This is a genomic window from Terriglobus roseus, from assembly GCF_900102185.1.
In the GTDB taxonomy this organism is placed as follows: domain Bacteria; phylum Acidobacteriota; class Terriglobia; order Terriglobales; family Acidobacteriaceae; genus Terriglobus; species Terriglobus roseus_A.
Genome location: NZ_LT629690.1, coordinates 1,502,131 through 1,514,438 on the forward strand (window position 1 = coordinate 1,502,131; position 12,308 = coordinate 1,514,438).

The following is a 12,308-nucleotide window of genomic DNA, read 5'->3' on the forward strand; positions in this document are numbered from 1 at the left end:
GGCACATGAGCAAGAATCCGCTTGAAGTGTGGTTTGTTACAGGCAGTCAACATCTGTATGGCCCCGGTCCGCTGGCACAGGTGGCAGAAAACGCCGGCACGATTGCATCTTCGCTCGACGGGCAAGATGCAATCCCTGTGCGCGTGGTGGCAAAGCCTGTCATGGTTTCGGCGGACAGCATCCTGAAGCTGTGCCAGGAAGCAAATGCTGCGGATAACTGCATCGGCCTGGTGTTGTGGATGCACACCTTCTCACCGGCCAAGATGTGGATTGCCGGACTGAAGGCGCTGCGCAAACCCTTCCTACATCTGCACACACAGTTCAATCGCGAACTGCCGTATGCCTCCATCGACATGGACTTCATGAATCTGAACCAGGCGGCGCACGGTGATCGCGAATTCGGATTCATAACGGCGCGCCTGCGCCTCGCACGCAAGGTGGTCGTTGGCCACTGGAGCGATGCTGAGACTGTCAACGAAATCGCCACATGGACACGCGCTGCGCTAGGTTGGCATGAATCGCAACATCTGAAGGTCGCACGGTTCGGCGACAACATGCGCAACGTTGCTGTGACCGAAGGCGACAAAGTCGAAGCGCAAAGTGTCTTTGGCTATACCGTCTCCGGCTTTGGCATCGGCGATCTCACTGAGCGCATGAATGCTTTTAGTGATGCTGAGGTTGCCGCGCTTGTACAGGAGTATCGCGATACCTACACGATCACGTCGCAGCATGATCGCGCCGATTCGCTGACAGTATCGGCACGCATTGAGCTTGGTCTTCGAGCGTTTCTCACCGAAGGCGGCTTCGGCGCGTTCACGGATACCTTCGAAGATCTGCACGGCATGCGCCAGTTGCCCGGCATTGCCACGCAGAGGTTGATGGCTTCTGGCTTTGGTTTTGGCGGTGAAGGCGATTGGAAGACGGCGGCTCTGGTTCGCATCATGAAGGTCATGGCGCAGGGACTTTCCGGTGGCACGTCGTTTATGGAGGACTACACCTACGACTTTGCAGGAAAGCCCTCCATCCTGGGTTCGCACATGCTGGAGATTTGCCCGTCCATTGCGGAGAGCAAGCCTTCGCTTGAGGTGCATCCTCTCGGTATTGGTGGCAAGGAAGATCCGGTCCGCCTCGTCTTCAACTCACCGGCGGGCCCAGCGATTGTCGCCAGCATCGTGGATATGGGCAATCGCTTCCGCATGATCGTGAATGAGATCGATGCGGTGAAACCCGCTCACGATCTGCCAAAGCTGCCGGTGGCACGTGTATTGTGGCATCCAAAGCCAAGCCTGAAGGTTGCTGCTGCTGCGTGGATCTACGCAGGTGGTGCTCATCACACTGGCTATTCGCAGGTTCTGACGATGGAGCACATGGCAGACTTCGCGGAGATCGCAGGTATAGAACTGGTGCGCATCGACGAAGAGACCAAGCTGCACACCTTCCGCAATGAACTTCGCTGGAACGACGCAGCCTACAAGCTGCTGTAACGGGAGATGGGATGCTGTTAAAGGAACTACGCGAAGAAGTATTGGAAGCAAATCTGGAACTGGTGCGCCGCGGCCTGGTGCTTTACACCTTTGGCAACGCTTCGGGCGTCGACCGTGAGCAGGGACTCGTCGTCATCAAGCCGTCTGGTGTGGACTACGGCAAGCTCAAACCCGAGCACATGGTTGTAACCACCATGGACGGCGAAATCGTCGAAGGGAATCTGCGGCCGTCTTCTGATCTGGATACGCACACGTTGCTATATCGCGAGTTTCCATCGATCGGCGCTGTGGTCCACACGCATTCTGACTATGCGACGAGCTTCGCACAGGCCGGTTTGCCTATTCCCGCGCTCGGAACCACGCATGCTGATTACTTCTACGGCCCTGTGCCGGTGACAGCGGCGCTCAGTGACGAAGCGGTTCAGGGCCGTTACGTTCATGAGACAGGTCTGGCAATTGTCGAATACTTCCGCCAGGGAGAAGACGGTCAGCCCATCGACCCACTCGCTGTTCCTGCGTGCCTTGTCGCGGGTCATGCGCCGTTTGTCTGGGGACGGAACGCCCATGATGCCGCACATAACGCCGTGGTTCTTGAGGCCGTTGCAAAGATGGCCTACCAGACGCTGACGTTGCGGGCGAATTGCGAAAGTGTTTCAAAGGCTTTGCTGGATCGCCATTACTTCCGCAAGCACGGCGCATCGGCAACTTACGGACAGTGCTAGGCTGCTGCGTCCTGCAGCCATCGCACCATCTGCGACGTGTCGACTAAGCCTGCCTGCTGACGGACGAGTTCGCCATTGCGAAAGATAGCGAAGTTTGGGATACCGCGGATGTTGTACCGCGCCGAAAGCTGTGGGTTTGCCTCGGTGTCCACCTTCACCACCAAGCCGCGTCCCGCCATCTGTTTCGCAGTCTCTGCAACATAAGGCGCTGCCATGCGGCACGGTCCACACCACGCGGCCCAGAAATCCACCAGCACGGGCACGCGTGCCTTCTGCAGAATCTCATCGAAGAGCGCCACATCGGCGGCGATAGGCTCACTCACGGCAGGCAGCGGCTGTTTACAGGAGCCACAACGCCCGGTATCCGCGAGATGCTGCACCGGGATGCGATTCTTGGTTCCGCACGCTTGACAGGCTCGAATCACTGGCATCTCTTCCTCCCGGCCTACAAGAAACATCTTTATCTTCGACGAGTAACGAAATCAAGTCGTTTCAAGGATGCATAGAAAGGCCCTGCCGAAGCAGGGCCTCTTGTTGGTCCAGACACGTGTTTAGAACGAAATGCGACCGCTGAAACGAAGCGTACGGTTGCTGGTGGACAGCACACTCTGGATCTGGCCAAAGCCGCTGTTGTTTACGTCGGCAACGGGCTGTCCCCATTGCGGTGTGTTGGTTACGTCAAAGCTCTCAGCTTTGAACTGGAACTTGAACTCACGCCAGATGGGAATGTTGCGGGTGATACCCACATCCAGGTTGAAATAGCCGGGACCGCGAACAGAGTTGCGGCCAACATTGCCGTTAGCGTTTGCGTTGGGCAGCTTGGTGAAGTTGCCGTTGTTCACGAAGTAGTACGGGTACGTCGTTGATCCCGTGGTGTAGCGCGTTCCTGAGATTGTCGGTTTTGACACCATGTTCGGAACGACGGTGTCGCCGTTGCCGTTCTGCGATCCATCCGTGATCTGGAACGGTTTACCGCTGTAGTAAGTCGTGATCGTGTTCAAATCCCATCCGCCCAAAAGGATTCCCGCGAAACCGGATTGAAAGAATTGGCGTCCGGGGCCGAAGGGAAGTTGATACACCGTCCACAACGAATTCATGTGCGGGCGGTCATAGCCGGATAACGCGAAGTTCCGTTTGAACAATCCCTGCGTGCTGAAAGCCGGTGTACCCAGGGTGGAGTCTGCATCCCAGTTGTTCATGTACTTCGAAAACGTGTAACTGTAGCCAAACTGCAGTGACCGCAACTGACGATCCGTTAGCTGTACCTGCAAGCCGGAATACTCTTCATCTCCAAGTGGCAAAACGTTGAGGATGGTTCCGGTATAGCGCAGGGCACCGCCGGGCGCATTCGCATTTGCGAAAAGGGGACGGCTGGCAGCGCCAAGCGGACTCACGCCACCCGCATTGATGTCGATACCTTCGACCTGCCGTACGTGATGTGTGCCAACATAGCCAGCACTCACTACAAGGTCATGCGCAAGGTCGCGATCGATAAAGAGGTTCCAGGCTTCGATATAACCACGGCGCCATTTCTGCGGGGCAGTTTGTGTCGTGTAGTTATAAGGCATTGGAACGATGCCGCTGGAGATGTCAGGCGTAGTGATCGTCGGGATGCCAGCCGTCAGTGTTCCGCTGGGCAACGTGTTCATGTTTGGCGCGGCGGCGTTGGCTCCCGTCAAAGAACCCGCCGGAACGTAGTTATTGGAACCAGTGTTATTCAGTGTGATCAAGGCAGGATAAGCATCGCGGAAGAAACGGTAGTTTTCCGGGTCAACGGTGATGCCCGCGCCAGAACGGATGACGGTCTTTTCATCAATGCGGTAGTTGATGCCAAAGCGGGGAACGATCATGCCCCAGCCCACATTTTCGCCTGTGTCTGTCGGGATATTGCCGCGTCCACCAATCAACACATTGCTTGTCGCCGGGTCGAAGCGAAAGACACCGGTGTGATCGCGATTCGCAAATGGATAGTACTCATAGCGAAGGCCATAGTTGATGGTCAGGTTTGGCGTTGGTTTCCAGGTGTCCTGCGCATAAAAGCTGAACACTGAAAAGCGAGGACCGTTCGGCTGGAATGTCTGTACCGTCTTACCAATTGCCTGTGGCATTCCGAGCAACAGGTCGGCAACGGCTCTGTAGTAGTTGGGGCCATCTGCTGCTACGCCACTGTTATTGCCCGTCACACCACCAGTGAATGTGAACTGGCCGCGCGGACCGGCATTATTCGCCTGCAAGTGATTAATCGCGGAGTGCACATACTCGCCGCCGAAGCGGAAGTTATGCTGCCCGTGAATGTAAGTTCCATTCAGATTGGCGACATATTGCATGTCGCGGAACTGAAATGGATTCGACTGGATGTAATTGCCGAAGCTGGAATTGTTGGCAACAATGAAGCCTGGTGTACCCGACTGGAATGGCGTAGATCCATTTGTGCCCGGAATACCGAGAGTGTCCAGGCCAACGTTCGTTCCATAGTCCGGTGCCTTCGAGGCGAGGTTAATACGAACAAAGCCAGCATTGGCATCGATCAGGAAGTTCGGTGTAAAGGTGTGCGTTGCACCAAGGCCAACGTTCTGGATCATGCCCGGTGCAGTACCCGGCTGTCCGCCATCCCATGTGTTGCCGATAGCATTGCCCAACGCTGGCGGATCAATGATCAGCGAACGTCCCGTCGAGTAGCGTCCAAAGAAAGTCGTCTTGGATGTCGGGTTATAGCTAACCTTCGCGTCGTATGAGGAGCGGTCATATTGCAACACGGCGCCGCCGGGATAGTTACCGGAAGTTCCCCCGACTTTCTCCGTAGGTAGCAGAGCAAGAATCTTCTGCGCTGCGGTGCTCAGACGCCCTGCGGGAATGACATTACCTGCAAATGGAGTACGTCCGGACCCGTTAGCGTTGCCTGTAGTGGGGTCGTAAATCGTGGTTCCTGTGCCTGCAAAATTTCCATTGCGCAAGGCCGCCAGGGGAACCGTCATTGCGGAGCCAGTCTTGAACTGTCGCAGCGAAACGCGGTTGTAATTGAAGAAGAAGAACAGCTTGTCCTTGATGATCCGGCCGCCGATGTTGCCGCCGTACTCGTTGTAAATGTTCTTTGGTGTGATCGGTGTCGTCGTATAGCGAGTGAAATACTGGCGCGCATTGAATTGCGCGATCGAGTTGTACTCCCAGATACCGCCGTGGAAGTTATTTGTGCCGCTCTTTACGATCAGGTTCGCGGCAATACCACCGGCCGCACCCTGTTCCGCGTTGAAGCTATTCGTGACGATGTTGGCAGATTCGATGGAATCCGTCGGCGGAATGTACGCCACTACGGACTGTAGCCAGGGATAACCCACGGCGGCGCCGTCAATCTTGGTGGAGTTCACCGTGTTCACAATGCCGTTTGCTGTAACGGCTTGCGTGCGGCCGGGGTTACCTGCCTGCGAGTTGTTTTCCGTCGGCGGAGGAACGCCCGGAATCAACCGATACAGTCCCTGGAAGTTACGACCGGCGGTCGAAGTCGTGGGCAGTTCCTGTACTTGCGTCGGTGAAATTTCATAATTCACGTCGGCGCGCTCGGTCTGCAGAGCTGGCGGCGCCGTATTCACGTTGACGGATTCGGTCACATTGCCAACAGTCAGCGCCACGTCGATGCGGCGGGTCTGGTTCGCGCTGATGGGGATGCCCTGTGAGGATGATGTCCCGAAGTTTGCCGCAGTAAAGGTGACGTTGTATGTGCCCGGAGGCAGGTCCGTGAACTGATAACCACCGTTGCTATCGGAGGTTGAGGAACGCTTGAAACCGGTCGCGGGGTTTTCCGCCGTGACTGTCGCTCCAGGAACCACGGAGCCTGTGGCATCGGTCACCACGCCCGTCAAACCGCCGTAAAGGGTCTGGGCATAACCGGCGACAGGCATCAGGAGAATCGGCGTTGCTAAAGCGAAGGAGCGTAAAACGCAGGATGTGCTGAGCTTAAAGGGCATAGGGAACCGGTCCACCTTGATTAGCTAAAGCGTGCGAACTATAGACCGGCCAGGATTCTGTGGTCAACGCTTTTTTAGACGACAGGTGAAGCGGACCTATACAATAGGTCGTCGGAAGCGCTTCCGAATTATTCCCAGGGAAGTGATATATCTTCTTGGTCTTACGTCGTTCGGAGTGGCATACTTGCAAACCATGGCAGCGGAACGCATTCCAATCAACACGCTAGCGTCGCGAGTAACGGATTTTGTCTTCGAGTACATACGGGAGAATGGCCTCTCCACGGGCGACTCGCTTCCATCCGAACTGAAGACCAGCACAGAGCTGAAAGTCAGTCGCGGCGTGGTGCGAGAGGCGTTTCATTCTCTTGAAGTTGCCGGGATTATTGAAAAGGGAAACGGTCGTTCGCCCAAGGTTGGAACGCTGGACAGCGGTTTTCTGACGCAACTTTTGCTTCATGCCGTTTCCACGCAGCAGATTTCGACCGAGCAGGTGATGGATGTCCGCACTGCTGTTGAAGTGCGATCGGCTGAATTGGCGGCTCTGAGGCGCTCTCGAGCCGATATCCAGCAATTGCGGGCGGCCATCACTGGCATGAAGCAATCCATAGAGAATGCGTCAGATTTCGTGGAGCACGACGTCAGTTTTCACAGCATCATCAACCGCGCCACAGGCAATCTATTGGTGGATGTGATCGGTTGCGCGATGCACGGTTGCATGCGCCAATCGATGCGCAGCGGCATCCTCCAGAGGCGAAAAAAGACGGAGATGTTGGAGGTCGTTCAGGCCCATGTCCGCATCGCGGATGCTATTGAAGATCGCGAACCGGCCAAGGCGGGTATGTGGATGAAGCGGCACTTTGCCGACGCGAGAAGGGCTCTCCGGCGAGCGCAAGTCGTTTAAATCATTTCTCCAACCTGTACGATAGGTAGTGACGTTTTGTGAAGGGTGAAGCCGCAGTTTCAGATTGCGGATGCTAGGTGAGACTGAAGTCATGGCACTCGATTTACGTTCGTCTTCTACCTGTCGATGGGACTTGCTGAGTCTCGGCGAGGTGATGCTTCGCTTTGATCCGGGTGAGGACCGCATCAGCCGTACGCGCAATTTCCGCGTGTGGGAAGGTGGCGGCGAATACAACGTGGCGCGTGGATTGCGTCGCTGCTTTGGCTTGCGCAGTTCGGTGGTCACGGCGCTCGTCGATAACCCCGTTGGCAGGCTAGTGGAAGACCTGATGCTGCAGGGCGGTGTCGATCTGAGCCACGTACTCTGGACAGAATTCGACGGCATCGGCAGCGAAGCGCGCAACGGCATTTACTTTCTTGAACGTGGTTTCGGCAACCGACCCGCCATGGGCATGATGGACCGCGCTCACACCGCCATTGCGCAGATCAAGCCGGGCGATGTGAACTGGGATGAGATCTTCGGGCAGGAAGGCGTTCGCTGGTTTCACACGGGCGGCATCTTCTGCGCGCTGTCAGATTCAGCCGCTGCTGTGGCACGTGAGGCGATGGAGTCAGCGAAGCGCCACGGCGTTGTGGTCTCGTTCGATTGCAACTATCGTCCATCGCTTTGGCGCGATCGCGGCGGACGGATTGCTGCCAGCCGTTTGAATCGTGAACTGGCGCCTATGGTCGATGTCTTGTTTGGTCATGACGGAGACCTGTCTGCTGAAATCTGCGAGGCATCTGGCGGACCGCCGTGGCATGACAGTGCAAGTTACGCGGCGATGGCGGAACGGATTCAAAGCGAGTTTCCGAATATCCATGTCATCGCTACGACAATGCGCAAGGTGCGCACAGCCAATCGAAATGACTGGGGCGCGTTTGCGTGGATGGATGGTGTGGTGGAGGAGAGCATCCGCTATCTGGATCTTGAGATTCTGGACCGCGTTGGCGCAGGCGATTCTTTTGCCTCCGGCCTGCTCTACGGCTTGATGGAAGGCAAAGATCTGAAATGGTCGTTGGATTGTGGCGTAGCTCATGGAGCGCTGACCATGACGACTCCGGGTGACAGCTCTATGTCCACGCTGACGGAAGTGATGCATGCCATGGATGGCAAGGGGAGCGGCGTGCAGCGTTAGCGCCTGTACGAGGAGAAGAAGTATGAAGAAGACTGAAGTTCTGCAGGCGATTCGTGAAGTTGGTGTACTGCCCGTTCTGCGCGCCAGTTCTGTTGATACGGCCATGCAGCTTGCCGAAGCGATTGCAGAGGGTGGCGTTTCTGCAATGGAAGTGACCATGACCGTGCCGGGCGCCATCGAAGTAATCCGCCGCCTGGTGAAGGATCGCCCAGACCTGCTGGTTGGCGCGGGAACGGTGCTGGACCCTGAGACCGCGCGTATGTGCATCGCAGAGGGTGCGCAGTTTGTCGTGAGCCCCGCCATCAATCTGGAGACGATTGCTCTATGCCATCGCTATTCCATCGCAGTACTTCCCGGAGCACTTACTCCCACAGAAGTTGTGACTGCGTGGCAGGCTGGTGCGGACATCATTAAGGTGTTCCCGGCCAGCGCCATGGGCGGTGCGAAGTATCTGCATTCGCTGAAAGCCCCACTGCCGCAGATTGAACTGATCCCAACGGGTGGCGTGAATGTGTCCACTGCGAAAGACTTCCTTGCAGCAGGAGCATATGCATTAGGAGTTGGTGCGGATTTGGTGGACGAAAAGGCCTGCTTTGAAAAACGCCTGCACGAAGTCACTGGAGTTGCCGCAAAGTATGCAGGCATCGTGCGCGAATTCCGCGCGGCGAACGCGTAGTTACTTCACTGAGAGTTCGACTGCTGCTGCGGCTTTCACCGGCCTCAGCAGCAGGATCAATACTCCTGAGAGCAGCAGCGATACAGACATCAGCAGATAGCCAGCCTTCGAACTGCCCGTTGCTCCCTGCAGATAGCCCACAAGATAACTTCCCAGGAACGACCCCAGCGCGCCCATACTGTTGATGAGCGCCATCACTTCTCCCGCAACATTCGCAGGCAGCATCTCCGGAATGATCGCGAAGAACGGGCCGTACGGCGCATACATGCATCCACCGGCAACGATGAGAAATCCGAAGGCAATCCAGAAGCTTGTATCCGCTGCCAGATACGACCCGAAGAAAGCGCCTCCCGCCAGCAGAAGATACGGCCACACAAATCGCGAACGCGTGGATGCGCGATCACAGAAGTAGCTGTTGATCAGCATCAGCACAATGCTTGCAGCGTAGGGAATCGCGCTCAGAAGGCCAGTAACACCCATGCCTGTCGCAGAGCCTTTGTGCACCATTACGGGCAGCCACAGCACAAAGCCGTAGACGCCGATGGACCACAGTAGGTATTGCACTGACAACAGGATCACGTTCGGATTGCGCAGCGCCGCAGCCATGTTCGGAACGGCTGGCAACGACGATTGTTCCGCCGCCAACACCATGTTCAGTTCCAATCGACTTTCGCTGGTGGTCCAGTGCGCGTCCTGCGGCTTATCGCGAACGATGGCGTACCAGATGAATCCCCACAGCACGGACGGCAGACCTTCGATGATGAACGTCATCTGCCATCCAAAGGCGCGAATGATGTAGCCGGTAATGGCCGACATCCAAAGCACAGTAACGGGATTGCCCAGCAACAGAATGGTGTTGGCGCGTGAACGTTCTGAGCGCGTAAACCACTTCGTCAACAGGATCAGCATGCCGGGCAGAATGAAACTCTCTGCGGCACCAAGCAACAGCCGATCAATCGCCAGCAGGGGATAGCTGCGGATCACTCCGGTCAACGCTGCAAGAATGCCCCACGTGCAAAGCGCCAGCGCAATCAGCAGCCGCGCACTGCGTTTGCGCGCATAGGCTGCACCGGGAATCTGAAACAGAAAATAGCCAAAGAAGAACAGCGATCCCAGCAACGCCGATTGCGATGCCGTGATGTGAAGTTCATCCGCCAGCCCGGCAGCCGCGCCAAAGCCGTAGTTCGCGCGGTCCACATATGCAAGGCTGTACGTGACAAAGACAGCGGGGATGATGACGAACCATCGCCGCCGCATATCGGGTCGATTCGCTATCTCAGGACGCATCGACCTTGCAGCGCCATGCGGAGCATCGTCAAAGGGCATTTGGCTACAGCTCTCCTGAGAAAGGCGGTGGCAGGTCTCGACGAGGGTATCGTCCTGCTCTTCACACCGTCAAGAAAGCTGGATTAGCTTACGTGAACCACAGGCCGCCGCTCTTGCTGCGGAATCGCGCGACGCAACACCTCATGCGTCAGTGGTGCCGTATCGCCTTCGCCCAGGAAGAGGAAACGCATGATGTTCACCGCGGGACTGACTTCCGTCCAGCGGAAATATACATGAGGAACTTTGCCCGTGCGTTGCTCCAGGTAGATCAACAGCGCCGCAATTGAATTAGCAATGACAGGGCTGCGCGCGCTCAGAATGCGATGCCGTCCCACGCGCCGTCCCGTCACTTGAAGAGTCTCAGAGAAGTCAGACGCATCGCCGCGAATCACTTCGAAGAAGAACATGCATTCCTGATTGGAAAGATTGTGAAAGTGGCGAATCTTCCAGTCGGCCACATCGAGCACCTGCTCTGCATCTCCTGCCTCAGGGCCGCGCGCCACCAGGCGGATGATTTGATCCTGGTCCTCTTCCAGAATGGCTTCCGCCTCAGGATCCAACTGCACGTCCGAGATACGAAGTTCCGTGGAGCGAAACGCACGGGACACAAAGGAAGAAAACAGAATGGACGCGATGAAGATGGAAGAAATCTTCAAGCCTTCCGGTCGTTCAATGATGTTTGCGATCGTCGTGTAGGTGAAGATGGCTGTCGTTGCCATGAAGATGTAACGCAGTCGTTTTACCTGCACGTTCAGCATCACGGCCACAGAGGCAGATGTGATGAGCACCAGTACGCCGGTTGCGTAAGCTCCACCCTGCGCGTCGACATCCGCATGGAACAGAATGGTGACCAGCGTTGCAATGCCCATGAACACCAGCACCAGAGGACGCGAAGCACGTGCCCATTCCGGAGCCATGCCGAACTTGGGTAGATAACGCGGAATCAGGTTCAGCAATCCAGCCATGGCGGAAGCGCCGGCAAAACCAAGAATCAGGATGGTGACAAGGTCGTAGGTTGTGCCGATCACATTTCCGGCATAGTGGTGTGCCAGCCACGCCATGGCGCGTCCGTTCGCGTCTCCGCCGGGCTGGAATGCCGCAGGTGGAATCAACACCGTGGTGATGACACTGGTAGCGATCAGGAACACGCTCATGATTGCCGCTGCTGTCACCAGCAGATGGCGTGCATTTTTCACGCGTTCTTCCTGATCTTTTGCCTTAATCAGGGGCATAACCGCCACGCCGGTTTCAAATCCGGAAAGGCCTAGTGCCAATCGAGGGAACAGCAGCAGCGCGATGCCAAACATCATCCATGGGCTCTGATGCCGGTCCGCAATGGCCATCCGCCAGCCATGCAGCGTCTCTGGATGATGCAGAATCTCACGCACTCCCGCCACCACAACTACCGCGTTCAGCACGAGGTAGCTTGTGACGAGCAACACCGCAACGCCGATGGCTTCTTTGAAGCCCTTCAGGAAGATGCCGCTGAGAATTGCCAGAATCAGCAGCGTGACCACCACCTGGTGGTCAACCCACGCGGGCATCAGCGGGTTATGGATCAAGTGGGCCGCGCCGTCAGCTGCGGACAGCGTCATGGTGATGATGAAGTCCGTTGTCGCGAACCCCAGCAGAATCAGCACGAATATCTTGCCGAACCAAGCAGGGAACAGCGACTGCAGCATCGCAATCGAGCCCTGGCCATATGGGCTGGCCTGGCAAACGCGCCGATAAATTGGCAGCGCGGCAAACAGCGTAACCAGCACTAACACCAGCGTAGCCAGCGGGGATAAGACACCTGCGGCCAGAAAAGCAATGCCCGGCTGGTATCCCAAGGTGGAGAAGTAATCTACTCCGGTCAGGCACATCACCCGCCACCAGGCATTTTGTGCCTCCGGTTGGTGCGCGCTCGGTACGTTCAGGTCGGCTAGCAGCCAGTCAGGAAAGCTCATTGATTGTTGGGAGTATCCAGCCAAGTATAAGGTTGGTTTCGAATTAGGCTACCCGGCGGCAGGTTCCGGCGCACTTTCTACTAACGATTTACCGTCCATTTGCAATTGCCC

General features: G+C 56.6%; 9 protein-coding genes. 5 read left to right on the forward strand and 4 right to left on the reverse strand.

What is annotated here, in order from left to right; genetic code table 11:
- The first annotated feature begins 5 nt into the window (after positions 1-5).
- Both araA and BLT38_RS06365 read left to right on the forward strand, forming a co-directional pair.
- Positions 6-1,484 (forward strand): L-arabinose isomerase, encoded by a 1,479-nt coding sequence (gene araA / locus BLT38_RS06360; RefSeq protein ID WP_083344426.1) that lies wholly within the window; start codon positions 6-8, stop codon positions 1,482-1,484.
- An 11-nt stretch (positions 1,485-1,495) separates the two neighbouring features.
- Positions 1,496-2,206 carry an L-ribulose-5-phosphate 4-epimerase gene (locus BLT38_RS06365; RefSeq protein ID WP_172838170.1) on the forward strand — a complete coding sequence of 237 codons (711 nt, stop codon included), beginning with the start codon at positions 1,496-1,498 and terminating at the stop codon, positions 2,204-2,206.
- Here the strand turns inward: BLT38_RS06365 and trxC are convergent.
- Entirely contained in the window at positions 2,203-2,637 is a 435-nt protein-coding gene (gene trxC, locus BLT38_RS06370) for a thioredoxin TrxC (protein WP_083344427.1), read from the reverse strand. The two genes, BLT38_RS06365 and trxC, sit on opposite strands and share 4 nt — an antisense overlap.
- Before the next feature lie 120 nt (positions 2,638-2,757).
- Complete coding sequence (locus tag BLT38_RS06375) at positions 2,758-6,102, reverse strand: TonB-dependent receptor (RefSeq protein WP_231966789.1); 3,345 nt, start codon at positions 6,100-6,102, stop codon at positions 2,758-2,760.
- Between the two features lie 259 nt (positions 6,103-6,361).
- On the opposite strand from BLT38_RS06375, the gene BLT38_RS06380 reads away from it, so the two are divergent.
- From BLT38_RS06380 to BLT38_RS06390, 3 genes are all read left to right on the forward strand, one after another.
- A complete protein-coding gene (locus BLT38_RS06380) occupies positions 6,362-7,069 on the forward strand; it encodes a FadR/GntR family transcriptional regulator (protein WP_231966869.1) in 708 nt (235 codons plus the stop codon).
- A 91-nt stretch (positions 7,070-7,160) separates the two neighbouring features.
- Positions 7,161-8,246, forward strand: coding sequence for a sugar kinase (locus tag BLT38_RS06385; protein ID WP_083344430.1), 1,086 nt, complete (start codon positions 7,161-7,163; stop codon positions 8,244-8,246).
- Positions 8,247-8,268: 22 nt separating this feature from the next.
- Positions 8,269-8,922, forward strand: coding sequence for a bifunctional 4-hydroxy-2-oxoglutarate aldolase/2-dehydro-3-deoxy-phosphogluconate aldolase (locus BLT38_RS06390; RefSeq protein ID WP_083344431.1), 654 nt, complete (start codon positions 8,269-8,271; stop codon positions 8,920-8,922).
- On the opposite strand, the gene BLT38_RS06395 is transcribed toward BLT38_RS06390, so the two are convergent.
- Both BLT38_RS06395 and BLT38_RS06400 read right to left on the reverse strand, forming a co-directional pair.
- Positions 8,923-10,248 (reverse strand): MFS transporter, encoded by a 1,326-nt coding sequence (locus BLT38_RS06395; RefSeq protein WP_231966790.1) that lies wholly within the window; start codon positions 10,246-10,248, stop codon positions 8,923-8,925.
- Between the two features lie 83 nt (positions 10,249-10,331).
- On the reverse strand, positions 10,332-12,197 hold the full coding sequence (locus BLT38_RS06400) for an amino acid transporter (RefSeq protein WP_083344432.1): 1,866 nt from the start codon (positions 12,195-12,197) through the stop codon (positions 10,332-10,334).
- Positions 12,198-12,308 lie beyond the last annotated feature (111 nt).